At 64.1% G+C, this 24798-nt stretch carries 27 protein-coding genes; 15 read left to right on the top strand and 12 right to left on the bottom strand.

Annotation, left to right across the window (positions count from 1 at the left end; translation table 11 throughout):
- The first annotated feature begins 10 nt into the window (after positions 1-10).
- From NKH06_RS28040 to NKH06_RS28025, 4 genes are all read left to right on the top strand, one after another.
- Positions 11-472 carry a Ros/MucR family transcriptional regulator gene (locus tag NKH06_RS28040; protein ID WP_023811220.1) on the top strand — a complete coding sequence of 154 codons (462 nt, stop codon included), beginning with the start codon at positions 11-13 and terminating at the stop codon, positions 470-472.
- Positions 473-652: 180 nt separating this feature from the next.
- A complete protein-coding gene (locus NKH06_RS28035; protein WP_352894729.1) occupies positions 653-1753 on the top strand; it encodes an aminotransferase class I/II-fold pyridoxal phosphate-dependent enzyme in 1101 nt (366 codons plus the stop codon).
- Positions 1754-1915: 162 nt separating this feature from the next.
- Complete coding sequence (locus NKH06_RS28030; RefSeq protein ID WP_352894727.1) at positions 1916-3154, top strand: MFS transporter; 1239 nt, start codon at positions 1916-1918, stop codon at positions 3152-3154.
- Between the two features lie 49 nt (positions 3155-3203).
- Positions 3204-3419, top strand: coding sequence for an NIPSNAP family protein (locus NKH06_RS28025; protein WP_352894725.1), 216 nt, complete (start codon positions 3204-3206; stop codon positions 3417-3419).
- Between the two features lie 96 nt (positions 3420-3515).
- On the opposite strand, the gene NKH06_RS28020 is transcribed toward NKH06_RS28025, so the two are convergent.
- From NKH06_RS28020 to hemC, 6 genes are all read right to left on the bottom strand, one after another.
- Positions 3516-4232 (bottom strand): glutamine amidotransferase, encoded by a 717-nt coding sequence (locus NKH06_RS28020; RefSeq protein ID WP_128304138.1) that lies wholly within the window; start codon positions 4230-4232, stop codon positions 3516-3518.
- A gap of 14 nt (positions 4233-4246) precedes the next feature.
- Positions 4247-4726: a tellurite resistance TerB family protein gene (locus tag NKH06_RS28015; RefSeq protein WP_127268697.1), complete on the bottom strand. Its 480-nt coding sequence runs from the start codon at positions 4724-4726 to the stop codon at positions 4247-4249.
- Between the two features lie 36 nt (positions 4727-4762).
- On the bottom strand, positions 4763-6367 hold the full coding sequence (locus NKH06_RS28010) for a heme biosynthesis protein HemY (RefSeq protein ID WP_352442094.1): 1605 nt from the start codon (positions 6365-6367) through the stop codon (positions 4763-4765).
- A gap of 10 nt (positions 6368-6377) precedes the next feature.
- Positions 6378-7853, bottom strand: coding sequence for a COG4223 family protein (locus tag NKH06_RS28005; protein WP_352797735.1), 1476 nt, complete (start codon positions 7851-7853; stop codon positions 6378-6380).
- Positions 7854-7963: 110 nt separating this feature from the next.
- Positions 7964-8680, bottom strand: coding sequence for a uroporphyrinogen-III synthase (locus NKH06_RS28000; protein ID WP_352894723.1), 717 nt, complete (start codon positions 8678-8680; stop codon positions 7964-7966).
- Position 8681: 1 nt separating this feature from the next.
- Positions 8682-9608: a hydroxymethylbilane synthase gene (gene hemC, locus NKH06_RS27995; RefSeq protein ID WP_352797740.1), complete on the bottom strand. Its 927-nt coding sequence runs from the start codon at positions 9606-9608 to the stop codon at positions 8682-8684.
- 101 nt (positions 9609-9709) lie between these two features.
- Between hemC and tsaD the strand changes: the two genes are divergently transcribed.
- Genes tsaD through NKH06_RS27965 form a run of 6 tightly spaced genes read left to right on the top strand, consistent with a single transcriptional unit; the run spans position 9710 to position 13726 of the window.
- Positions 9710-10795 (top strand): tRNA (adenosine(37)-N6)-threonylcarbamoyltransferase complex transferase subunit TsaD, encoded by a 1086-nt coding sequence (tsaD, locus tag NKH06_RS27990; RefSeq protein WP_196815327.1) that lies wholly within the window; start codon positions 9710-9712, stop codon positions 10793-10795.
- Entirely contained in the window at positions 10792-11811 is a 1020-nt protein-coding gene (locus tag NKH06_RS27985; RefSeq protein WP_352555151.1) for an NAD(P)H-dependent glycerol-3-phosphate dehydrogenase, read from the top strand. Before tsaD ends, NKH06_RS27985 begins: the two co-directional genes overlap by 4 nt.
- Positions 11812-11847: 36 nt before the next feature.
- Positions 11848-12144, top strand: a complete 297-nt coding sequence (locus NKH06_RS27980) for a YciI-like protein (protein WP_127296565.1) — start codon at positions 11848-11850, stop codon at positions 12142-12144.
- A gap of 36 nt (positions 12145-12180) precedes the next feature.
- Positions 12181-12606 (top strand): EVE domain-containing protein, encoded by a 426-nt coding sequence (locus tag NKH06_RS27975; protein ID WP_352797744.1) that lies wholly within the window; start codon positions 12181-12183, stop codon positions 12604-12606.
- Positions 12561-13259: a class I SAM-dependent methyltransferase gene (locus tag NKH06_RS27970; RefSeq protein ID WP_352797747.1), complete on the top strand. Its 699-nt coding sequence runs from the start codon at positions 12561-12563 to the stop codon at positions 13257-13259. The genes NKH06_RS27975 and NKH06_RS27970 overlap by 46 nt, the downstream gene beginning before the upstream one ends.
- Positions 13260-13309: 50 nt before the next feature.
- Positions 13310-13726, top strand: coding sequence for a DUF1761 domain-containing protein (locus NKH06_RS27965; RefSeq protein ID WP_352612990.1), 417 nt, complete (start codon positions 13310-13312; stop codon positions 13724-13726).
- Positions 13727-13846: 120 nt separating this feature from the next.
- Here the strand turns inward: NKH06_RS27965 and gcvA are convergent, their stop codons facing one another.
- Positions 13847-14782, bottom strand: coding sequence for a transcriptional regulator GcvA (gene gcvA, locus NKH06_RS27960; RefSeq protein ID WP_023811236.1), 936 nt, complete (start codon positions 14780-14782; stop codon positions 13847-13849).
- 131 nt (positions 14783-14913) lie between these two features.
- On the opposite strand from gcvA, the gene NKH06_RS27955 reads away from it, so the two are divergent.
- Entirely contained in the window at positions 14914-15180 is a 267-nt protein-coding gene (locus NKH06_RS27955; protein WP_023811237.1) for a hypothetical protein, read from the top strand.
- 72 nt (positions 15181-15252) lie between these two features.
- Here NKH06_RS27955 and NKH06_RS27950 read toward each other — a convergent pair whose 3' ends face one another.
- Complete coding sequence (locus NKH06_RS27950; RefSeq protein ID WP_206638052.1) at positions 15253-15789, bottom strand: L,D-transpeptidase family protein; 537 nt, start codon at positions 15787-15789, stop codon at positions 15253-15255.
- Positions 15790-15933: 144 nt separating this feature from the next.
- On the opposite strand from NKH06_RS27950, the gene NKH06_RS27945 reads away from it, so the two are divergent.
- From NKH06_RS27945 to NKH06_RS27930, 4 genes are all read left to right on the top strand, one after another.
- Complete coding sequence (locus NKH06_RS27945; protein ID WP_013528898.1) at positions 15934-16617, top strand: response regulator transcription factor; 684 nt, start codon at positions 15934-15936, stop codon at positions 16615-16617.
- Positions 16618-16737: 120 nt separating this feature from the next.
- The gene (locus tag NKH06_RS27940; protein ID WP_023811239.1) at positions 16738-17193 is read left to right on the top strand and encodes a cyclic nucleotide-binding domain-containing protein; all 456 of its coding nucleotides are present in this window, start codon (positions 16738-16740) and stop codon (positions 17191-17193) included.
- Positions 17194-17447: 254 nt separating this feature from the next.
- Complete coding sequence (locus tag NKH06_RS27935) at positions 17448-18530, top strand: glycosyltransferase family 9 protein (RefSeq protein WP_352894720.1); 1083 nt, start codon at positions 17448-17450, stop codon at positions 18528-18530.
- A gap of 122 nt (positions 18531-18652) precedes the next feature.
- Complete coding sequence (locus NKH06_RS27930) at positions 18653-19432, top strand: DUF8692 domain-containing protein (RefSeq protein WP_164892947.1); 780 nt, start codon at positions 18653-18655, stop codon at positions 19430-19432.
- 29 nt (positions 19433-19461) lie between these two features.
- Here the strand turns inward: NKH06_RS27930 and NKH06_RS27925 are convergent, their stop codons facing one another.
- From NKH06_RS27925 to NKH06_RS27910, 4 genes are all read right to left on the bottom strand, one after another.
- The gene (locus NKH06_RS27925; RefSeq protein ID WP_128304241.1) at positions 19462-20268 is read right to left on the bottom strand and encodes an exodeoxyribonuclease III; all 807 of its coding nucleotides are present in this window, start codon (positions 20266-20268) and stop codon (positions 19462-19464) included.
- A 235-nt stretch (positions 20269-20503) separates the two neighbouring features.
- A complete protein-coding gene (locus NKH06_RS27920; RefSeq protein ID WP_128304317.1) occupies positions 20504-21187 on the bottom strand; it encodes an outer-membrane lipoprotein carrier protein LolA in 684 nt (227 codons plus the stop codon).
- Positions 21188-21338: 151 nt separating this feature from the next.
- Positions 21339-24008 (bottom strand): DNA translocase FtsK, encoded by a 2670-nt coding sequence (locus tag NKH06_RS27915; protein ID WP_352772631.1) that lies wholly within the window; start codon positions 24006-24008, stop codon positions 21339-21341.
- 261 nt (positions 24009-24269) lie between these two features.
- Positions 24270-24545 (bottom strand): hypothetical protein, encoded by a 276-nt coding sequence (locus tag NKH06_RS27910; RefSeq protein ID WP_013528891.1) that lies wholly within the window; start codon positions 24543-24545, stop codon positions 24270-24272.
- Positions 24546-24798 lie beyond the last annotated feature (253 nt).

Genomic DNA, 24798 nt, shown 5'->3' with positions numbered 1-24798 from the left:
GAGAAATAGAGTGACCGACGATAGCAACAGTGCCCGTAAAGACATCGATCTGCTCGAGCTGACCGCTCACATCGTGTCCGCTTACGTCGAGAAGAACCGCTTGCCCGCCTCCGGCCTGGCCGACCTCATCGCCAGCGTCAGCGCCTCGATAAACGGGCTCGGCAAGCCTGCGGTCCCGGTGGCTGCCCCCTTGGTCCCGGCGGTCAACCCCAAGAAGTCGGTGACGCCCGATTTTATCATCTGCCTCGAAGACGGCAAGAAGTTCAAATCGCTGAAGCGTCACCTGGGCGTGCATTTCGGCCTGACGCCGGACGCCTATCGCGCCAAATGGGGCTTGCCGTCGGACTATCCGATGGTCGCTCCCAACTACGCGGCCTCGCGTTCGCTGCTGGCGAAATCGATCGGCCTCGGCCGCAAGGCGGCCCCCGTGAAGGCACCCGCCAAGGGCAGGAAGGCCAAGGCCTCGGCCTGAGGCATGTCGCCCAAAAGTGCGCAGCGGTTTTGGAACAACAACCTGCCTAAAGCAAAGACCTAGTTCAGTCCTGCGCCAACAGTTAGGACGACTGGAACAGAAGCCTGCCGGCGAATCCGCCTTGGCAGGCTTCATGTTTTTATGGCTTGGATGGACGGACGGGGCCTTGGGGAGCGAGCCATGAACTACACCAGGATGGTGATCGAGAAAGAAGCGCCGGAAGAATACGGCTACGACCGTATCCGCTACAATCTTTCGGAAAGTTCGATCGCCGACCAGAAGCTCTCCGACATCGGCCTGTCGCTGCCTGATCTCACGCTTTTCTATGGCGAGCATCGCGGCGACATGCAGTTGCGTGCCCTGATCTCGGCGCAGGATGCCGGCATTTCACCGGATGATGTCCTGGTCACCGCCGGTGCCGCGGGCGCGCTGTTCATCATCTCGACCTCGCTCTTGTCGGCCAATGACCATCTCGTCGTCATCAGGCCCAACTACGCCACCAACATCGAAACCCCAAGGGCGATCGGCTGCGCCATCAGCTTTGTCGACCTGGCCTTCGAGGAAGGCTTCGCCATTGATGTCGAGCGCGTCAAGGCGGCGATGCGGCCTGACACGAAGCTGATCAGCGTCACCTGCCCGCACAACCCGACCGGCACGATGATGAGCCGAGCTGAACTCGATGCCCTGGTGGCGCTTGCCGAAAGCAGCAACTGCCGTCTGCTGGTCGACGAGACCTATCGCGACCTTTCCTACGGCCGGCGGCTGCCGACGGCTGCCTCGCTGAGCCCGAAGGCGATCAGCGTCTCGTCATTGTCCAAGGCCTTCGGCATTCCCGGTATCCGCATCGGTTGGCTGATCACCAGGGACGCTGAGCTTCAGGAAAAATTCCTCGCCGCCAAGGAGCAGATCGGCATCTGCGGCAGCGTCATCGACGAAGGCATTGCGCGCGGCATGCTCGAGCGCCGGGACGCTTTCCTGGCGACGCTGCTGCCCGAAATGGCGGGGCGCCGCGACATCGTCCAGGCCTGGATCGATCGCGAACCGCTGGTCGACTGGGTGCGGCCCGAAGGTGGCGTCGTAGGCTTCCCGCGCCTCAATGTCGAACCCGGCTTCGACCTCGACCGGTTCTATGCGGACCTGCTGGAAAACCATGGCACCTATGTCGGACCCGGCCACTGGTTCGAGATGGAGAAGCGCTTCTTCCGCGTCGGCTTCGGCTGGCCGACGGAAGCCGAATTGCGCGGCGGCCTCGACGCGATCTCCGTCGCGCTGCGGCAGTAACTCCATAGTGTGGTCGGCGGAACAGGCTGAAAATTTCTTGATCCAGCGCTGATTTTGACGCATATCCGCAGCGAACTGAGCTAAAAGTTCCGCCAGCCGGACCAGCGCCCATCGTGGAAGTGCCCCGCCAGCTGACGTCACTGCAACGGGGCCTCTTAAATCATGACAGCAGAACAGATATCGCCGGATCAGCGCTATGCCGCGTTCCGCCATCGCTCCTTCCTGAGCTATTGGGCGGCGCGTTTCCTCACCACATTCGCCACCATGATCGTGTCTGTCGCGGTCGGCTGGCAGATCTATGATTTGACGCGCGATCCCTTCGATCTCGGCATTGTCGGCATCGTCCAGTTCCTGCCGTCGCTGCTTCTGGTGCTGGTCACCGGCGTCGTCGCTGATCGCTTCGGCCGCCGCCTGATCATGGCGCTGGCGGTCGTGGTGGAGGCGATGTGCGCGCTGGCGCTGCTGTTCCTGACGCTGCGCGGCATCAGCGGGCCGCTGCCGATCTTCTGCGTGCTGGCCATGTTCGGCGTCGCCCGCGCCTTTTTCGGTCCGGCCTCCGCCTCGCTGTTCGCCAATCTGGTGCCGCCTCAGGATTTCGCCAACGCCATCGCCTGGAATTCATCGGCCTGGCAGACGGCGACCATCGTCGGCCCGGTAGCCGGCGGCCTGCTCTACGGCGTGTCGCCGGAAGCGGCCTACGGAACCGCGGCCGTCCTGATGCTCGTGTCCGGGCTGCTGATCTTCACCATCCCGAAGCCGTCGCAGCGCACCGAGTCGGACAAGCCGACGATGCAGCACCTGCTCGGCGGGTTCAGCTACATCTGGAGCGAGAAGATCGTGCTCGGCGCCATCTCGCTCGATCTGTTCGCCGTGCTCCTGTCCGGCGCCTCGGCGCTGCTGCCGGTCTATGCGCGCGACATCCTCCAGCTCGGCCCCTGGGGTCTCGGCCTGCTGCGATCGGCGCCCAGCATCGGCGCCATTTGCGTCGCCATCTGGCTGGCCGGGCATCCGCTCCGCAACCACGCGGGCATGATCATGCTGGCCGCCGCCGCCTCGTTCGGCGCCTTCACCGTGCTGTTCGGCCTTTCGACCATCACCTGGCTGTCGATCGTAGCCCTTGCCGGCCTCGGCGCCACCGATATGTTCAGCGTCTACATCAGGGAGACCCTGATCCAGCTGTGGACGCCCGACGAGGTGCGCGGCCGCGTCAACGCCGTCAACCAGGTCTTTGTCGGAGCCTCCAACGAGGTCGGCGAATTCCGCGCCGGCACGATGGCCGCACTGATCGGCACGGTGCCGGCCGTGGTGATCGGCGGCATCGGCGCCATCGCCGTCGCGGGCCTGTGGATGGTGCTGTTCCCGCAACTGCGCAAGGTGCGCCACCTCAACGGACGCAACTGATCTCTTACGGCTGACAGCCGACATGCCTCGCCTATACACAGGAGCTCCCATGATCACTTGCTACCTGAAATATGTCATCGACCCCGAGGGGGCTAACAATGTCGCTTTTGCCATGTTCAGCTTCCCGAGCCTCGCCGCCTACGAGGACTATCGCAAGCGTATGGCTGCCGACCCGGAATGCCAGGAAGTGTTTGAAATGGAAAAACGCAATCGCAGCATTCTCAGCTACGAGCGCAGCTTCCTGCGGCCGGTGCTCGAACCTTGATGCATGTCGCAAAGTGGCCCCGGTTTTGGGAGACCTACATGCATAAAGACAAAGACCTAAAGCGCGGCGCCTGAATCCGTTCAAACGCGACGCGCTTTAGCCATTGCTCGGCTTGCCGAAAATCATCCGCAAAAACTCGTCCAGCCAGCGCTTGAGATGCATGTCCCAGATCAGCCGGCCGCCGAGATGATCGCGGCCGGGCTGGGCACCGGGCAATTCGAAGCGATGCGCGCCGCGCACCACCCAGCGCTGCATCATCACCCTGGTCAGTTCGCCATGGAACTGGATGCCCCAGGCATTGTCGCCGTAACGGAAGGCCTGGTTGGGATAGGTTTCGGCGGTCGCCAGCAGCGTCGCGTCCCTGGGCAGCGAAAAACCCTCGCGGTGGAACTGGTAGACCATCTCCGGCCAGTGCATCAGTTGCTTGCCGGCTTCGGTCGCCTTCAGGGGATACCAGCCAACCTCGACCAGCCCTTCACCGTGTCCTTCGACCTTGCCGCCGAGATAGTTGACCAGCATCTGTGCGCCGAGACAGATGCCGAGACATGGCCGGTTCTCCCTCAGCGGTATTTCCAGCCAGTTGGTCTCGCGGCGAACGAACTCGTCCTCGTCATTGGCGCTCATCGGGCCGCCGAACACCACCGTGCCGGCGTGGTCGTCCAGTGTTTCGGGCAAGGCGTCGCCAAGCGGCGGCCGGCGGATATCGAGATCGAACCCTTCTTCCAGCAACATGTGTCCGACACGTCCCGGGCTCGAACTCTCCTGATGCAGCACGATCAGGATCTTTGGCTTCGAACTCGTTTGGCGCGGCATGGGAAGCGAAGATCCTATTCGTCGCTCGATGTTCCGGTGGCGCCGGGCGCGTGCGCCGCCGCCTTGCGGCGCGCCTCGACACGATCATGGCGTTCGACGCCGATCAGCTCGGCGACGCGCCAGACGGTGTTGTCCTCGAGCTCGTGCAACTCGCCATCGGCATAGACGATTTCCCACATCAGGCCGATGAAGGCCTTGCGCGCATCGGCATCGAGATGGCGCTTCAGGACACTGGTGAAGGCATAGAGATCGATCGCCTCGTTGTCGGCCCGCTCGCCGGCGGCGGCAAGCGCTTCGAGTTCCGTGCCGCTGATCGAATAGCTCTCCGCCAGCACCGCTTTGAACCGCTCCCACTCGACATCCTGGCGCACGCCATCGGCATTCATCACATGATAGAGCAGCGCCGAGGCGGCGATGCGGGGATCGTCTGTGCTGGCACGCGTGCCGGCACCGGCCGGCAAATCCCTGAGAAACGACAGAACGCGTTCAAACATAGATCCATACCCCAACGGCCTGACGGCCGGCCCAACTCAAAACAACCGAAACCGGCGCGGCGATTTCTGCGCTTCCTCGTCCGGATCGACGCCGGGATCGTCCGGCAACCGCGCAAGCTCCTCAGCCGGCTCGACACCCTCGGCATCGCTCGGCACCGCGGCGAAGGCCGCTGCCGTGATCGGCCTGACATGATCTTCTTCGCGACTTTCAGCTTGCTTGCCCGCCGACGTCTCGCCACCGGCATCATCGATCACCTCGATCGGCCTTTTTTCGCTCGTCGGCTTTGCCAATGCTTCGATGACCGGCGCCGCACCGGCTGGCATCTCATCATGGCTGTCGATCAACTGGCCAAGACGCTCCATCGGCGCACGCCACTCGAAGGCGTCGAGCCGGCCGGTGATCGGCGACACCGGCGCCCAGCGTTCCGACACCACGCCGTCTGCGACCCAGGCCGGATCGCGCGGCGCCCGCACCGCCCTGGACAGCAGCTGCCGCACCTTGCCCTGATCGCCGGTCTCGGCCTCCTCGATGTCTGCGAGCAGCAGATAGGCGCCCTCGCGGCGGTCCATCCGGATCGCCGCCTCGGCCTCGCGGCGGGCGGTCGAATAATCCTGCGCGTCGAGCGCGGCGCGCGCCACCGTCATCGAGGACTCGGCGTGGTTCTTCTTCATTTCCTGCAGCTTCTTCGCCCGGTTGAGGCGGTCGAGCACGGCGTCGCCCGGCCTTGCATGGGTATAGAGCTCGGCGACCTCCGGATGCGGCTCGGCCTTCCACGCCGCCTCGAGTATCTTCGAGCCCTTGCGCACATCGTTCTGCTTGAACAATGCGGCCGCGGCGGCAACGGCGGCAGGCGCGAAGTCGGGCCTAAGCTTGTTGGCCTCGATCGCCGCCGTCCTGGCGGCGGCGGGATCGCTGTCGGCAAGCGCCTGCGCCTTGGCGGTCAACAGCACTGCGCGGCGGCGGTTGGCGGCATCGCGCTCGATCTGCCGTGTCGATTTCTGCGCGTCGACCAGTTTCAGGGCGCCGTCCCAGTCGCCGCGCGCGGTCAGCTCTTCCAGCGTCGATTCCGCCGCCCAGGCCAGCTGCGGCGCCATCACCGCGGCACGGCCGGCATAATGCCTGGCGGCGTTGCGGTCGCCGAGCCGTTCGGCTTCCAGATAAAGCCCGCGCAAGCCCAGCAGCCGCATCTCGGGATCGTCGAGCATGCTCTCGAACTTCTGTCGCGCGCCTTCATGATCGCCTTCGAGCAGCGACGCCTGTGCTTCCAGCAGGTGGATCAGCGGCTCCTGGTCGGAACGGATCAGCTTGGCGGCTTCCTTGGTCTTCTTGCGGGCCAGCGCGCCATCCCCGGCGCCGGCGGCAATCATTCCGGTCGACAGCGCCTGATAGCCACGGTCGCGGCGGCGGACGCGGAAATAGCGCGAGATGGTGTAGGGGCTGTTCCACAGCGACTTGAGCAGCCACCACAGGATCATCACCGCGGCGACCACGGCAACGACCGCCACCGCCGCCACCATCAGGCTGACCTGGTATTGGTAGCCGTTGAAAGTGACGACCATGTCGCCCGGCCGGTCGGCCAGCCAGGCAAAGCCCAGCCCGAGCGCGAAAACGACGATGAGGAAGGCGAGCAGGCGGATCATTGTGTTGCCCTCATGCCTTCATCGCGCCCGAGATCAGCGCATCGACCTGGGTTTCGACCTCGATGCGTGCCTTCAGCTTGCCGGCAAAGTCCGCGCCAGCGGCCTTGGCGGCCTCGGGCAGCGTTTCATACTCGCTGAGTGCCTTGGCGTAGTCGCCCTGGTTGACCGCCGCCTCCATGCGCGCGACGGTTTCCGGTGCGCCGGCGCCTTCGACGGCACCGATCGGCCTGACCTTGACCAGCGATTCGGCGCTCGACAGAAGGCTCTGAACGAAGCCGGCATTCTCATCGACGGGCGTCGCGGCTGTGACCATAGCATTGGCGGCGGCATCGGCCTGCGATGCGATCTCGGCGCGGGTCGGAACGCCCTTTTCAGCATAGGGGCGCAGTGCCGCAAGCTGCGGCGCATCGGGCGAAATCGCAGCGAGGGTTTCGAGTTCGGCCGAAAACGGCCCGCCACGCTCAAGCGCCGCCTTCAAGGCCGACGCCGCGATGGCAAGCGCGATCTTCGGCTGTCCCGCCGCCGCCTCGACCTTGCCGGACAGCTGCGACACGGACTGCTCCAGCGCCGTCAGCCGGCCCTCCTGCGCCGTCGTAGCCTCGCCGGCCGACTTCACCAGCGCGTCGAGGCCTGCCAGTTTCTCGTTGAGCGGACCGAGATCGACCGGCGCCGAGCTGCCGGCCTTGCCGAGGGCGGCGACCGCCGTCTCGATCTGCGCGACCTTGTCGCCCAGTGCGGCGACCCCGGCTGCGTCGCCTGCTCCACCTTTCTCGACAGCCGATTTCAGCGCCGCCACATCGGCCTTGACCTGTTCAAGGCCCGAGGACAGGCCGACCATCTTGGCCGCTCCATCGCCGTTGCCGCCGGCGTCCTTCAAACCGGCGATTTCGGTCTTCAGCGAGGCGATGTCGCCGTTGACGCTATCGAGCGAGACGCCGGCACCGGAACCCGGCGCGCCGAGCAGGCCGGCAAATTGCAGCCCGCCGGCGCCGACCAGCGCGATGACGCCGCCGATGAAGCCGGCGGCGACGCCGTTGAGGCCGCCGCGCTTTTCCGGGGCTGGCGCCATTTTCTCGCCCCGTGTCTCGGTTTTAGCCTTGCTGCCGTCGGTCTGCGCCGCCGACGCGTCCTCGAAACTGTAGTCGAAGGTTTTGGCACGGTTGGGCGGCGCATCCGAGCCGGGATAAGGGAGCTCAGGCTCGGTGGCTTTGGCTCCGGCATCAGCCGGCGCTTGCGCCTCCGCTGCCCCTGCTGCGGCGTCGGCATGCTCCCAGGGCTCAAGATCGGTCTGGTCGGCATGAACCGGCTCTTCGGGAACCTCGGGCTGCGAAGCGTTCGCTGCTTCCTCGGCCTTCGCCTCGTCTGTCCGGGCCTCCTGCCTGGCGGCGTCCTCGTCGGCGATGCGTGAGACGGCGCCCGGCTCGAGATCGATGGTCACCGGCTCGCGGCGGCTTTTCGAGTGTCGCATCTTCGGCGTCTTGACCATGCCTGGGCTCCGCACAATTCGCTTCGTCTCAACGCCTGGCGGCGCATGATGGTTCAGAAAGGGTCTAGCACATCACCAAGCGGTGAAAAGGGGCGGTGTGATGACGCGGCTCAGCGCGGCGCCTGCAAAAGCGCCAGCAATGCGTCCTCGTCGGGTTGCGCGGCAATGCGGATCTTTTCGCTGGCGGCGTCGTCGAAGGCTGCGGCGATGCGCGTGGAAAGCGCAAAAACCCATGTTTTCTCGAAGAGACCGCGCAGAGCGGGCCGTTTTGCCAAGGTCTGCATCGCCGCCGCCGCCTTGGCTGAATAGAGCAATACCGCGTCGGCAGGTTGCCCTGACAGGCGTTCGAGGATGACGTCGTCCGGATAGCCCACCGTCAGCGTGTCATAGGTCTCGACGGCGTGGACCCGAACGCCCGCTGTCCCGAGCCTCTGTTCGAACGCCGGAAAACGCACGCGCCCGCAGAGATAGACGATCGTCTTTCCAGAAAAATCGGCAGCGAGCCTGTCGGCCAGCGCCTCCGCATCGCCCGGGCCTTCACTGACCGACAAAAACCCCGCTTCACGCGCCGCTTGCGCCGTCCTTTTGCCGACCGCATGGCAAGGCAAGGCGGCGAGCGTCGCGATGATTTCTTCCGGCGCCTGGCGCACGGCATTGGCGCTGGTGACGGCCACCGCGACGGCATTGTCCAGGGTCAGTCCGGCGGCGACAGGCAACGCCTTTGTTTCAGTCAGGGGCAAAAGAACCGGCTGAAAGCCCGTCTCCTCAAGCCGACGCGCAGTGCGCGAAGCACCCGGTTCCGGCCTGGTCACCAGGACGCGAAGCATTTCAGAGCCAGCCGTCGAAGAACTTTTCGCCGGCCTTGGCACGCACGCTCCGGGCTGCTTCACCGCCGATGCTGGCGGCGTCTTGCGCCGGTCCCTGCAGCTCGACCGTGTACGATTGCGTCCCGTCGGGCGAGATGATCAGCCCGGCAAAAGACAGCTTTCCGGCCGCGATCGCCGCATAGCCGGCGATCGGCGTGCGGCAGGAGCCATCCAGCGCCGCCAGGAAGGCACGCTCGCAGGCCAGCGCCTGGCCGGTCGGCACATCATGGACGGCTGCCAGCATCTTTTCGACATCGCGGTCGCCGATACGGGTTTCGATGCCGATCGCGCCTTGCCCCGGCGCCGGCGGGAAGACATCGAGCGGTATCAGATCGGTGACGACATGCTCGAGCCCAAGCCGCTTCAGCCCGGCATAGGCCAGGATCGTGCCCGCGGCGACGCCTTCTTCGAGCTTGCGCAGCCGCGTCTGCACATTGCCGCGGAACATCACCACGTCGAGATCCGGCCGCATCCGGCGGATCAGCGCTTGCCGCCGCAGCGACGACGAGCCGACTTTCGCCCCGCGCGGCAGTTCGGCGATCGTCTTCGCCGCCTTGCCGACAAAGGCGTCGCGTGCATCCTCGCGCGGCAGGAAGGCCGAGAGTTCGAGACCGTCGGGCAGTTGCGTCGGCATGTCCTTCGACGAATGCACGGCGATATCGATCCGGCCCGCCAGCAGCGCCTCCTCGATCTCCTTGGTGAACAGGCCCTTGCCGCCGGCTTCCGACAGCGGCCGGTCCTGGATGCGGTCGCCGCTGGTCGAGATGACGACCACCTCGAACGCCTCCGCCGGCATGCCATGCGCGGCCATCAGCCGCGCCTGTGCTTCATGCGCCTGTGCCAGCGCCAGCGGGCTGCCGCGTGTTCCGATTCTCAAGATTGTTTGCATGGCGCGCAGTCCGTGATAACCCCCCGGCAAGCGAGGCTTTTCCGGGGTTCTCCTAACGGGGAAAGCCCAATGATACAATCTTTAGGGACAGCGACGAATTGATCCGCGTGCTGGGCATAGAGACGAGTTGTGACGAGACCGCCGCCAGCGTGGTGGCCATCGACGGCGACGCCGCGCCAAAAATCCTGTCCAACATCGTGCTCAGCCAGATCGAGGAACATGCCGCGTTCGGCGGTGTCGTGCCGGAAATCGCCGCGCGTGCCCATGTCGAGGCGCTGGACGGCATCATCGAGGCAGCGCTTGCCGATTCGGGCACGGCGCTCGCCGATATCGACGCGATTGCCGCCACCGCCGGTCCCGGCCTGGTCGGCGGGCTGATCGTCGGGCTGATGACCGCCAAGGCAATCGCCGCGGCGGCGAACAAGCCGCTGATCGCCATCAACCACCTCGAAGGCCATGCGCTGACCGCAAGGCTGACCGACGGGCTCGACTTTCCCTATCTCTTGCTGCTGGTCTCCGGCGGCCATACGCAAATCGTCGCCGTGCGCGGCGTCGGCGACTACCAGCGCTGGGCAACGACCATCGACGACGCGCTCGGCGAAGCCTTCGACAAGACGGCCAAGATGCTCGGCCTGGCCTATCCCGGCGGACCGAATGTCGAGAAGGCGGCACAGGCCGGCAATGCCTCGCGCTTTGCCTTTCCGCGCCCGATGAAGGGCTCGGCCCAGCCCGACTTCTCCTTCTCCGGCCTCAAGACCGCCGTGCGCCAGGCGGCGAGCGCCATTGCGCCGCTGAGCGACCAGGACGTCGCCGACATCTGCGCTTCGTTCCAGGCAGCGGTGGCCGATGCGCTGGCCGACCGTGTCTCCCGCGCGCTGACGCGCTTTCGCGAGACATTTCCCGGCACGAAAAACCCGGCCCTCGTCGTTGCCGGTGGTGTCGCCGCCAACCGCACGATCAAGATCATGCTGGAGCGGCTCTGTGCCGAGACCGGCTTCACCTTCATTGCGCCACCGCTGAAGCTTTGCACCGACAATGCGGCGATGATCGCCTGGGCCGGCATCGAGCGGCTGCGCGCCGGCATGGCGCAGGAGAACGGCTTCGATTTCGTGCCGCGCTCGCGCTGGCCGCTGGACAGCATCTCGGCGCCGATGGTCGGCTCCGGCCGGCGCGGAGCCAAGGCATGAACGAGCTGGCAAGCGGCAACGACACCGCGCCAACCGGCTGGCGCGTTGCCGTGCTCGGCGGCGGGGCCTGGGGCACTGCCTTGGCCTTGGCCATGCTGCGCGCCGGCCATTTCGTCCGCCTTTACGCGCGCGACCCGGAGACCGTCGCCGCGATCGACCGCGGCGAAAATCCACGCTATCTGCCGGGCATTGCGCTCCAGCCCGGCATCGTGGCGACGAGCAACATCCAGGCCGCGCTCGACGGTGCCGACTGCGTGCTGGCGGTGACGCCGGCCCAGTCGCTGCGGACTACGCTGGCGGCAGCGAAGGACCAGATGCCGGCCGGTGTCCCGCTGGTTCTGTGTGCCAAGGGCATCGAAAGCGAGACCGGCGCCTTGCTGTCGGCGATCGTCGAAGAAATCCTGCCGCTAAATCCGGTTGCCGCTCTGTCGGGTCCGAGCTTCGCCACCGACGTCGCCCGCGGCCTGCCGACGGCCGTTGTGGTCGCTGCCCGCGACGAGGCATTGGCCGCCGATCTCGCCGCCCGCTTTTCCGCCGAAAACCTACGCTGCTATTCGAACGACGACCTGATCGGCGTCGAGATCGGCGGCGCCTTGAAGAACGTCTTCGCCATTGCCGCAGGTGCTGTCGCTGGCGCGGGTCTCGGCGCCAGCGCCCAGGCCGCAATGGTGACGCGCGGCTTTGTCGAGCTGCGCCGCATCGGCGCTGCCTTCGGCGCCAGGCCCGAAACGCTGATGGGGCTTTCCGGCCTTGGCGACCTGCTGCTGACCTGCTCGTCCACCCAGTCGCGCAATTTCGCCTATGGCCTGGCGCTCGGCCAAGGCAAGCCGCTTGCCGGATTGCCGCTCGCCGAAGGCGTGCCGACGGCGGCGATCGCTGCCCGCATCGCCACCGAGCGCAACATCGACGCGCCGATCATTGCCGCTGTCGCCGCCATACTGGACGGTGCCATCACCGTCCGGCAGGCTGTGACGGCCTTGATGACCCGGCCGCTGAAGACCGAAACCAACGATTGATCCCCAACCTTGAACCCGAGACCAGGAGAGAGAACCATGCTGTTTGCTGTGATTTGCAAGGACAAGCCCGGAAGCCTGCAGGTGCGCCTCGACACGCGGCCCGAGCATATCGCCTTTCTCGAAGGGTTGAACGGCGACAAGAAGCTGGCCTTCGCTGGTCCGTTCCTTGATGCCGAGGGCAAGCCCAATGGCAGCCTCGTGGTCGTCGAAGCGCCCGACCTGGCAGGTGCGCAGGCTCTGTCGGCGGCCGACCCCTACGCCAAGGCCGGGCTGTTCGAAAGCGTCGAAATCCGCCCGTGGAACTGGACGTTCAACAAGCCGGCGGCTAGTTAATCCCGGTCGCCGCGCGACTCCTAGGAGGAGAAAGACATGAACTACTGGCTGTTCAAATCCGAGCCATTCAAGTTCTCCTTCGAGATGCTGAAGGCCAAGGGCAAGGCCGGTACGCAATGGGACGGCGTGCGCAACTACGCCGCGCGCAACAACATGAAGGCCATGCGGATCGGAGATCTCGGCTTCTTCTACCATTCCAACGAAGGGCTGAACGTCGTCGGCATCGCTGAAGTCTGCGCGCTTGCCCATCCCGACACCACCTCGGACGATCCGCGCTGGGAATGCGTCGACATCCGCGCCGTAAGGGATGTGCCGAACCCGCCGACGCTGGAACAGGTCAAGGCCAATCCGAAGCTTGCCGACATGGCGCTGGTGCGGCTCGGCCGGCTTTCCGTGCAGCCGGTGACGCCGGCCGAATGGAAGGAAGTCTGCCGCATGGGCGGCTTGACGCCGGCTCCGTGACGGCGCTGACGCCCAACAGCGCGAGGCAATTCATTCTCGACAACACGGCGCTGATGGCGCCGCCGCACGTGCCGGAGATCCTGCTTCATCTTGCCGACGAAGCGCATGATTTGTGGCAGCGGACCGAGGATGAGCTGGTCGAGATCGGCCTGCCACCGCCTTTCTGGGCCTTTGCCTGGGCCGGCGGCCAGGGCCTTGCCCGCTATGTCCTGGACAATCCCGGCACGGTGCGGGGCAAGCGCGTGCTCGACTTCGCTTCCGGCTCCGGCCTCGTCGCCATCGCTGCCGCCAAGGCAGGTGCCGCCAAGGTGATCGCAACCGACATCGATCCGTTCTGTGCCACCGCGATCCGGCTCAACAGCGAGATCAACGGTGTCGGGACCGAATTCCTCGGCACGGATTGCATCGGCACCGATGCAGGTTGGGACGTGGTCCTGGCCGGTGATGTTTTCTACGACAAATCTTTCGCGGACCGGCTGATGCCATGGTTCGCAACGCTGAAGGCCCGCGGCGCCGAGATCCTCGTCGGCGATCCCGGACGGTCGTATCTGCCGAAGGCAGGGCTGGAGCCGCTTGCGGTCTATGAGGTGGCCGTCACGCGGGCGCTGGAGGATGCGCTGGTCAAGCGCACGACGGTCTGGCGGTTCGCTTGACGCGATCGCCGAACAGGCGTTCCATCACATACAAATCAGAGGGGGAGCTCATGGATTTTTCAGCAGTGAACTGGCTGGCGGTAGTCGCTGCCGCGATCGCCGCGTGGCTGTTCGGCGCCGCTTGGTACATGGGCCTGAGCAAGCCGTGGCTGAAAGCCGCCAAGCTCGATCCGGCGACGATGAAGAAATCGCCGCTGCCCTTCGTCATCAGCTTCATCGCCGAACTGGTCATGGCGTACATATTGGCGCTGGTCGTCGGCGCGATGACCGGCGGCGAGCCGACATGGATTGCCGGCCTGGTCTTCGGCTTCGTGCTCTGGCTGGGTTTCGTCGCCACGACGCTCTCGGTCAACCATCGCTACGAGAATTTCGGCTGGGACCTGACCCTCATCGACGGCGGCCACTGGCTCGGCGTGCTGCTGATCATCGGCGCCGTGATCGGCTGGTTCGGCGCGGCGGCAACCTGATCAAGAAGGGAGTAGGGCAGTAAGGCAGTAGGGGAATAGGGGCAAACGGCACCGACTGCAATCCCTACTGCCCTACTGCCCTACTGCCCTACTGCCCTACTGCCCTACTGCCCTACTGCCCTACTGCCCTTTGTCCGTGGTCCGCGTCTTGGCGACTTCCTCGAGCATCCATTCGCGAAAGGCGACGATGCGCGGATCGTCGCCGGTATTTTCGGGATAGACCAGGAAGTAGGCGAACTCGGGCGCCACCCGCAGGCCGAGTTCGAAAGGCTGCACCAGCCTGCCCAGGGAAAGGTCGTTCGCCACCATGGCGAAATCGGCGAGCGCAACGGCATTGCCGTCGAGCGCTGCCTGGACGGCATCCGTGGAGTTTCCGAAGACGACGGTCCGGCTGTCGTCGAAATCATTGATGCCGGCCGCCGCCATCCACATCCGCCAGTTGGGCCATGTCACGCCTTGCCGCGACCATTCGATATGCGCAAGCGTGTGATTGAAGAGGTCGCGCGGCTCACGCAGCGGCGGACCGGACGTCAAAAGGCTCGGGCTGCACACCGGAATGAGGATGTTGTCGAACAGCCGGTGGGTGCGAAGACCCGGATATTTCCCGGCGCCAAAACGGATGCCGACATCGATGTCATCGAGTTCGAAATCCCGCACTTCATAGGCAATGTCGAATCGCAATTCGATATCTGGGTGATGCTTGCGAAAATCGTCGACGCGTCGCATCAGCCATTTTGACGCGAACTGCGCGTCGAGCGTTACCTTCAAAAGGGCGGTGCCGCGCGCCAGCTTCTGCGCCCGCGAAACGGCCCGGCCAAGCAGGTCGAGCGCGTCGGCCGAGGCGTCGAACAGCACCGTCCCCGCCTCGGTGAGCCGGATGGTGCGGCTGGTGCGTGTGAACAGCACCAGCCCGAGTTGATCCTCGATTTCCTTGATCTGATGGCTGACGGCGGCCGGTGTCAGGCCGAGCTCGTCGGCGGCGCGGGTGAAATTGAGGTGCCGGGCCGCTGCTTCCAGCGTCCTCAAGGCACGAGTCCCGGGCAGAAGACGAGCCATCCTATCCTCAAATAAAACTTGATGATCCAGAGAAAACTACTCGTTTCTCGCAGGGATTTCAATCTGGCATGATCCCATCATCGACACATCATCAAGCCGGATTTGATATCCGGAGACAACGGATCATAACCATGTCCATCATCGTTTTGAATTCATCGACACCCCGCCCGGCCTGGCTGGCCGAAACCCTCGACTGGCTGCGCCACGCCCGGGTCGCGATACGCCTCGCCCGCCGCGACATTGCCTACCAGGACGTCGAGGATCTCTCCGATCGCCAACTGCGCGATATCGGCGGCGAGCGCCGTGACGTCGCTCGCGCAATGGACAGAGAACTTGGCCGGCTGGGCCTGCTCGACATCGGTTGGCAGAAACCTGGTCGTAGGGGAATAGGGGAATAGGGGAATAGGGGAATAGGAAAAATTAAGGCTGCGCCGGGACTGTCCCTACTCCCCTACTCCCCTACTCCCCTACTATCTTACCACCCTCACCACCGTCCGATCCGACAGCAGTGGCAGCAGTCGCGCCATCGTACGAGCCGTGACAGCCACACAGCCTTGCGTCGGCGTGAAGCCGGGGCGCGCCAGATGGAAGAAGATGGCGCTGCCGCGCCCGCGCCGGCGCGGCGACAGGTTCCAGTCGAGCACAAGACAGGCGTCGTAGAGCCGGTCGTCGCGCCGCATGCGTTCGTGGCTGGCGCCATAGGGTATCTTGACGGGCCTGTTGTAGTTGCGGTCGTCAGGCACTTCGCACCAGCCCAGATCGGGCCCGATCGGCGTCATCGCCAGACGGGTCCTGCGGCCGCTGGAGAACTGATCTCCCCGGAAATACCCCGACAGTATCCGCATCGCGGCCAGCGGCGTGGCGCCATCGCCTTCGCGCTTGCCGGCCGAGATGCCACCGCGCCCCAACGCACAGGCAAACACCGTTTTCCCGGCCTGCAGCAGGCCCTGGCTTGAATGCCCAGGCCTGGCCCGCACGGTCAGCACACGCAGCCCTTTTCGCAAAATTGCGCCGGCTGCATTGCGATCGTGTTTTTTCTTGTATGATCGTGCCACGGAACAAATCACTGTGAACGGCTGTTGCGCCGGTCAGCTTCCGCATAAACAGGCAGCGGTCAACTGAATTTTCTTTTCAAAACAACGGATTGATCCATGACTTCACGCACCATACTGATCGTCGACGATGATGATGACCTGCGCGGCACACTGGTCGAGCAATTGTCCCTTTATGAGGAATTCGACGTGCTGCAGGAATCGACTGCGGCAAAAGGTGTCGCCGCAGCGCGCGGCGGCCTCATTGATCTGCTCATCATGGACGTCGGGCTGCCCGACATGGATGGCCGCGAAGCGGTGAAGATCCTGCGCAAGGGCGGTTACAAGGCGCCCATCATCATGCTGACCGGTCACGACACCGATTCGGATACGATTCTTGGTCTCGAGGCCGGCGCCAACGACTATGTGACGAAGCCGTTCCGCTTTGCCGTGCTGCTGGCGCGCATTCGGGCGCAGCTGCGCCAGCATGAGCAGAGCGAGGACGCCACCTTCTCGGTCGGGCCCTATACTTTCAAGCCCAGCCAGAAACTGCTGCTTGACCCGCGCGGCGGCAAGGTGCGGCTGACGGAGAAGGAAGCCTCGATTATCAAATATCTTTATCGCGCCGACCAGAAGGTGGTGACGCGCGACGTGCTGCTCGAGGAGGTGTGGGGCTACAATTCCGGTGTCACCACGCACACGCTGGAAACCCATGTCTACCGGCTGCGCCAGAAGATCGAGCGCGATCCTTCCAATGCGGAAATTCTTGTGACAGAAAGCGGCGGCTACAAGCTGGTTCCTTAAACATTTCATTATCCAATGAGCGGTCGGGCGGGGCCGCTTTCGGGTACGATCCAGTTGGAGGGTGGTTTGGATCGAACTCGCAGAGGAGGAGTCGGACTGTCGGTTCGGGGACATAGCTAGATGGCGCTGGATGACGACATCCGCGTCCTGTCCGCCGTGAGGCTCTTCGAGGGCTTCACGCAGGAACAATTGCGCCTGCTCGCCTTTGGCGCCGAGAACACCAGGCTGATTGCCAACCACAAGCTTTATCGCGAGGACGATGAGGCCGATTCCGCCTATATCGTCGTCAGTGGGCGCATCGTGCTCTACCGGGAGCAGGGTGGTGAACGCATCCCAATTGGCACGGCAGGCCCCGGCACAATCCTGAGCGAACTGGCGTTGATCGCCGACACCAACCGGTTGACCAGCGCCTCGGCCGAGATCGATTCCGAAGTGATGCGGCTCAGCCGCAAGATGTTCCGCCGCATCCTGGAGGAATATCCCGAGATCGCGGTCAAGCTCCACCAGCGCATCTCGGAGGAATTTCAGGCGATGATCCGCCGCATCGAGGAACTGGCGCCGCGCTTCTCTGGCTGAAGGCTGCCCGCCTGCGAAGCTGTTGTGTCGCGGCCAAAGGCGGAAGCGCGGCAGCGCTTTTCAACGACATTGGCCGCGATGACCTGATCGTGGCGCACTGCGGCCGGAGCGGGAATCGCCAAGGTTCGTTCATCCGGACGCCCGGATCCAGGGGCAAGGGTCCGTTGACAGGCATGAGGTGAAATCCTAAAGCACCTCGAAGGCGGCCGGCACAGCAGGCGCCATCACCACCAGGCTCCTGGGGGGAGCGAGCCATGCCATCAGGGCGGTACGAGACGATTATCTTGTATTCCCGCAATGACGCGTTCGGCGACGGATTAATCCGGATTCCGGCTTTGCGCGCCGCCAGAACGGCATTCCCCGATAGTTTCATCGTCTACGGAACCACCCGGTCGTCGTCCCTTGAACATAGCCTCAATCGCCATGCCGGCCATTTGGTCGATGCGATCAATGTGCGGACGCCCCTGGCGCGCCTGATCGCCGGTCACCGCAACGGCAAGGGGCGATTGGCCGTGGTCGATTTCCGCATCTCGGCGCGTTGGCTGCTTCAAGCCTCGGCATCACTGCTCGGCCGCGGCATCGCCTATGAGGCAAACTTTCCGGCTTTCGCCCTTTCCTGGCGCCTGGGCCAAAGGCCTGAAGCACGACCCGGGCACAATGCCTGGCGCTACCACCGCCTCATCGAACGCCTTGCCGGCAAGCGGCTGCCTTTCGATCATCGGCTGGAGCCTGGCCCGGCCGCGCGAGCGGCGGCCAGGGGCCTTGCGGACGGCAAGCATGCTCCGTTGATCATTATCGCGGCGCACGGCAGCGCCAGCAAGCGCATGTCGGCGGATCAGGTTGCCGCGATCGCCGACAGCCTGATCGCCGACGGGGCGGACCTTCTCTATGTGAAAACTCCCGGCGATGGTCCCGATATGGCTGAACTGGCTCAGCGCGTACCGAAGCTGCGGCTTGTCGATTCCGCCGCGATCGAGGGTGTCGATATCGGTGACATCTTGCTGGCGCTCGGCGAGTTTGCCGATCTTTACATCGGCGCCGAAGGCGGTACCGCACATCTCATGGCAACCGTGATGACGCCGATGGTTATCCTCAGTGGCGGCGCCAACATGGCCCGTTGGAGGCCGCTTTCGAACTGCGTGGACGTGATCGAATCCCGTCTTGCAAGCCGGACCGGCCTGGTCGCCGATGTGCCTGCGTCGACAATCGTCGAAGCGGCGCAACGGATGCTGGCGACGCGCCGCCGCGACCATCCCCATCTGCCGGATCTCGCAGGCCTGTCAGTCCAGCAATTTCGCGATAACGACATGCATGAAGACTTGAAGCGCGCGGTTTGAACTTGAATTCATTTGGCGCGCTTCGAAGCGCGTTGAGATTCAGGTCGGCCATTTGCAGGCCAGCCTCACCTGAACATCGACGCCATGGTATAATGGGTTCGGTGGGGCGAAGCGCTGCAATCATGGTGACCACCGGCACAATGCAGGCGAAGTTCTCGGCGGCAAATCTGGCGGCTGTCGTACTTTGGTTCCAGTGGAGTTCCTCTCAGTCCTCAATGAGAATAGCAATGCCAGAGAACAACGCGCTGAACACAAAGCATGGCGGCGAATGGATAATAGCCTGGCGCTTGGTCGTACTGGCGGCGACGGCGATTAATGTTGCGATGCTCTTAGCCGCGCTGTTCATCGCGCAAATTCGTGGCCTGGACGCTTGGATCTTTTATCGAGATCCATCTGCAGCCGCCGAAGTCGGCTTCTATACGGGGTGGATTTCGTCCCTGGGTGCTTCGCTATGGATCGGCACCGGCGCTGCCACCCTGTTTGCTGGCCTGCTCACGCATCGATGGGATTGCACGTTTCTCGGCGGTCTTACCCTGTTCTTGGGCCTCGATGACCTGTTGTTGATCCATGAGGACGTGCTGCCCATTGTAGGGATACCGGAGATCGTTCCGATGATTGTCTACGCCGCCGCCGGGTTGTTCTGGTTCTTTCGGCTGCGACGAAAGACATTCGACGGCACGATCGTCTTTGTGGCCGCAGGCTTCCTGCTCGCGATGTCAGCATCGATTGACCAGCTCGGAGAGCTGTTTCCTACCCCTGGTTCTGCGGCCGCCATCGCCGAAGACGTCGTCAAAGAGCTTGGCATCTTCCTTTGGGCGGCAGGTGCCGTTGGGTACGCGGCGATGGTGACACGATTGGGCCGTCCGTGGGTGGATCCAGCCGACTCCACCTCTACCGACTGACTGCCGCAGGCCCCGCATCTTCAAGCAGGCTAGTCCAGATCGAACCGCGCGATCACAGGCACATGGTCCGACGGGCGCTCCCAGCCGCGCGCCGGACGCAGGATTTCGTAGCCGGAAAAGCTGGGCACCAGGTTCGGCGACGACCAGACGTGGTCGAGACGGCGGCCGCGGTTGGACAGCTCCCAATCCTGCGCGCGATAGCTCCACCAGGTGTAGAGCTTCTGCTCATGCGGCACGTTGAGCCGCATCAGGTCGACCCAGTCGCCGGCGCGCCGCATCGCCTCGAAATTTTCTGTCTCGACCGGCGTGTGGCTGACCACGTTGAGCAATTGCTTGTGCGACCAGACGTCATGCTCGAGCGGGGCGATGTTGAGGTCGCCGACCAGCACCGAGCCGGACACCTCGTCATGTTCTGCCCGGATGGCATTCATCTCGGCAACGAAGTCGAGCTTGTGCTTGAACTTCCTGTTGATGACGGGATCCGGTTCGTCGCCGCCCGCCGGAACGTAGAAATTGTGGAGCAGGATCGCCTTGCCGCCGGCCCGCACCGTGACCGAGAGGTGCCGGCTGTCCTCGATTTCGCAAAAGCGTCGCTTTTCGACCACCTCGATCGGCCGCCGCGCCACCGTCGCGACGCCGTGGTAGCCCTTCTGGCCATGGAAGGCGATGTGCTCGTAGCCGAGCTTGCGGAAAGCCTTTTCGGGAAACAGTTCGTCGGGAACCTTGGTTTCCTGCAGGCACAGCACGTCGGGCGCATGCTCGACGAGCAGGCGCTCGACGATCGGCATGCGCAGGCGAACGGAGTTGATGTTCCAGGTGGCGATGGAGAAGGGCATTGGCAATCCAGGACAGCGTGCAGCCGGCCAGAACCGATGGGGTCCCGGCGGGGAAGACGCCTTTTGACGGAGTCAGCCCGGGAAATTGCCAGCCGCGGGCCGCAAAGACAAGCCGGGCCACGCCCGACGAGGCGCGGCCCGGTGCTTTCCACAGCTATTGAGCGTTTGAAGCCAGAGCAATTCCAGGAACAAGGAGTTGGAGCGGGTCGTCGTTCCCGTGAAACGGTGAACTGCTCTAGCGCGCCTTGTTGGTGTTGAGCTCGCGGTTCGCCGTGTAGTCGATGGCGAAAGTATCCGGCGCGAAGCTGACACCTTCCTTGGTGTTGAAGATCATCACCGTCGTATCCTTGCCCTGCGCGTCGGTGATCGTCCACTGCCGCAAATCGAAGGTTTTCGGATCGAACATCATGGTGATCCTCGAATTGCCGAACACCGATTTGTCGGCGAGCTGGATGGTGGTGAGGTCATCCTCCTGCTTGACGCTTTTGACGCGATCGCCGGAGAGGTCGATCCTGGTGTCGAGCAGCAGCTTCAGGGGCGTCTTCGACAGCGGATAGAGATCGGACGTGTTGAGCCTCTTGTTCAGGATGACCACCGATTTGCCGTCTGAAATCACCCGGAAATTCGAAGAGCCGTCATAGTTGAAGCGGATCTTGCCCGGCCGTTCAAGGAAGAACTTGCCGCCGGTCTGCTCGCCCTTGGGGCCGAACTGCACGAATTCGCCGCTCATCGATTTGACCGAGGAAAAGTGGTCGGCGATCTTCTGTGCCGCGGCCGGCACGGCCGCCTGCGCCGAGGCCAGCACCTGGAAGCCGGGTACCGCGTTGAAGGCTGCCGCCCCCGCAAACGCCAGGCCGAGGCCCAGCAACTGACGCCGGGAGGGAGCAAATGTGCTGAGCGCTGAAAGATCGTTTTTCATGTCGGTCACTCTCATCTGATTCCTGAGTTGTTCTGTGCTTGGACCCCCAGTTAGGCTGAAATTTGGCGGGTCAGGCGTCCCTTGGTCGCTTCAACGCCTTGAAAGGTTCAAGGTTGCCGGACCGGGATGTCACAAGGGTCAGGCTTTCTGGTCAGAACTTGTCCTCTTCGGTCGGCACCAGGATCTCGCGCTTGCCGGCATGGTTGGCCGGGCCGACGATACCTTCCTTCTCCATCTTCTCGATGATCGAGGCGGCGCGGTTGTAGCCGATGCCCAGCCGGCGCTGGATATAGCTGGTCGAGGCCTTGCCATCGCGCAGCACCACGGAGACCGCCTGATCGTAGGGATCGTCGGAATCCTCGAAATTGCTGTTGCCGCCACCGGACCCACCCTTGCCCGACGGCTCGTCGTCGTCCTCGCCGTCATCCTCGGTGATGGCGTCGAGGTATTCCGGCACGCCCTGCAGCTTCAGGTGCGCGACGATCTTCTCGACCTCTTCATCGGCGACGAACGGGCCGTGCACGCGCTGGATACGACCGCCGCCGGCCATGTAGAGCATGTCGCCCATGCCGAGCAGCTGCTCGGCGCCCTGCTCGCCCAGAATGGTGCGGCTGTCGATCTTGGACGTCACCTGGAAGGAGATGCGGGTCGGGAAATTGGCCTTGATGGTGCCTGTGATGACGTCCACCGACGGCCGCTGCGTCGCCATGATGACATGGATGCCGGCGGCGCGCGCCATCTGCGCCAAGCGCTGCACGGCGCCTTCGATGTCCTTGCCGGCGACCATCATCAGGTCGGCCATCTCGTCGATGATGACGACGATATAGGGCATCGGCTCGAGATCGAGGTTCTCGGTCTCGTAGATCGCCTCGCCGGTCTGGCGGTCGAAGCCGGTCTGCACGGTGCGTGAGATCTTCTCGCCCTTCTTGTCCGCCTGGCTGACGCGGGCGTTGAAGCCGTCGATGTTGCGCACGCCGACCTTGGACATCTTGCGGTAGCGGTCCTCCATCTCTCGCACGGTCCATTTCAGCGCCACCACCGCCTTCTTCGGATCGGTGACGACGGGCGTGAGCAGATGCGGGATGCCGTCATAGACAGAGAGTTCCAGCATTTTCGGATCGATCATGATCAGCCGGCAATCCTGCGGCGTCAGCCGGTAGAGCAGCGACAGGATCATGGTGTTGATGGCGACCGACTTGCCCGAGCCGGTGGTGCCGGCGACAAGCACGTGCGGCATCTTGGCGATGTCGACGATGACCGCCTCGCCATTGATGGTCTTGCCCAGCGCCAGCGCCAGCTTGGCCTTCGTCGTCTCGAAATCGCGGCTGGCCAGAATCTCTCTGAGATAGACGGTTTCGCGCTTGGCGTTCGGCAGTTCGATGCCGATGGCGTTGCGGCCTGGCACCACGGCGACGCGGCAGGCAATGGCGCTCATCGAGCGGGCGATGTCGTCGGACAGGCCGATGACGCGTGACGATTTGATGCCGGGCGCCGGTTCGAGCTCATAGAGGGTGACCACCGGGCCCGGACGGACGGCGATGATCTCGCCCTTGACGCCGAAATCCTCCAGCACGCCTTCGAGCAGGCGGGCGTTCTGTTCCAGCGCGTCCTTGGACAGGCTGGCGTCGCGCACCACGTTCTTCGGTTCGGAGAGGAAGTGCAGCGACGGCATTTCGAACTTTTCCGAGCCGATCAGCGATGTCTGCGCCTCGCGCTGCACACGGGCGCCGGGCACGGGGCGCGCCGCCGGCGCCTCGACGCGGGTGGCTGCGTCGGAGCGGAACGGCTGTACCTTGGCGGTCGACGCGCCGCGGCGTTGCACGACAGGTTCATCGTCGAAATCGGCATCCTCGCCCGCATTGTCGAAGCGGTCCTCGAAGATATCGGCATCGTCGGGATCGAGCGAGACGCTGCGGTCATTGACCATGGCGGCGAAGAATTCGGGCTCGACGCGGGCGCGGCCATCCTGGCTCATCCGCTGCTCGGCAAACTCGGCCGATTCGACCCGTTCTGCGGCGCGCCGCCAAGCGGTGGAGCGCTGCTCCATCTCCGGCTCGTACTCGTCCCGCTCCTGCCTGCGGCGCACGGCGCGGCGGTGCATCCACGCGCGCAGCGACAGCCACCAATGAGTAATTGCCCCGAGTGCCAGGATGCCCTCGTCGCCCTCGTCCTCGTCATTGTCGAACAGAAGGTCGTCCTCGCGCGGATCGGCGGCGGGCTCGTCCTCCATCACGGCGAAGCCGTTCTTGCGTCCGATCAGCGCCGAGCCATGGGCGAAGAGCCACAGTGCGGGCGCGGCCAGCAGGATGGCGATGATGCTGGCGATCAGCCCGGTCGGATAGCCGCCGATGACGACGCCGGGGATCTTCAGCACCATGTCGCCGAACACACCGCCGAGGCCGGTGGGCAGCGGCCAGGTCTTGGGCGGCACAACGCAGCCGACCATCGCCGCGGCCAGCAGCGCGAAGCCGAACCAGGTCAGCCCGCGCTTGGGCAGCCTGTCGACACCGCGCGCGGAAAACAGCAGGAAGCCCCAGATGACCGTCGGAACCAGGGCCGCGACGGCGGCGAGGCCGAAGAACTGCATGGCCAGGTCGGAGAACACGGCACCCGCATAGCCCATGGCGTTGGTGACGGTGTTGTTCGTCGCGTGGGAAAAACTCGGATCGGCGACATTCCAGGTGGCAAGGCTGGCAACGCCAAAGGCGGCTAGCGCGAACAGGCCGACGCCGACCAGCCGCCCGACCTGACGCCGCGCGAACGCCTGGATGCCGTGCCCTGTACCGGCCAGCGCGAGCGGTGCTGAAGCCCCTGAACGCATGCTCTTCCCCGTCTGTCGTGGACTCGCCGGGTGCGTGGGCGCATTCCGGCAGATTCGGGTCTCAGACTATCGGTGGGAAGGTTAAGGGCGCATTAACTATAAGAGGTTGAGATGATCAAACCTCGTTACCGCCGGTTGAGCCGCTCGAGGCAATGATGGACGACGGGCCGATGGAGCTTCCATCGAACGACCAATGGCGGGCTGGCAGCCCGCCATTGGTCGTCTGGAACAAAGATCGGGTCTCGGCCCGATCGCGGCAAATCAGTTGGCGCCGCCGAGCGCCTGCACATTGGCGCAGAATTCCGCATGCGGCTTGCTCATCGCCGCATCCTGGCATTCCTTCTTCATCGCTTCCTGCTTTTCCATCGGCATGGCCATGAAGGCTGTCTTGAAATCCGCCATCGGCTTCATAGTTTTCATGCCGGAGTCCGTGAAGAACGGCGCCATGTTGTCGGGCTCATCCAGAGCACCGGCAAAAGCCACGCCGCCGATCATGGAAAGAGCAAGCGCTCCGAGGCAGATGTTCTTGAGGTTCATGAGATGGTTTCCTTCCCTGTTGTTGGCACGAGCGTCAGAACGACGATCGCCTCCACTGTTCGGAACCAGAGCGGTCGTTGTTTCCTCAAAAAACCTGATCACCCGAACGTGATTGCGTGAAGCCGGGCATTGCCGGAACGGCTTGCCAAAAAAAGAGGCCCGGACATGTGAACTGACCCCCGAAAGTTGGACACAACCTTCGGGGGTTTTGCATGTCCAAATACAGCGAGAGTTTCAAGCGCTCGGTTGTCGA

Origin of the sequence: Mesorhizobium sp. M1342, assembly GCF_040317955.1 — a bacterium.
In the GTDB taxonomy this organism is placed as follows: Bacteria; Pseudomonadota; Alphaproteobacteria; order Rhizobiales; family Rhizobiaceae; genus Mesorhizobium.
The sequence above is the reverse complement of the archived record's forward strand: the minus strand, read 5'-3'. Positions and strand labels throughout refer to the sequence as shown.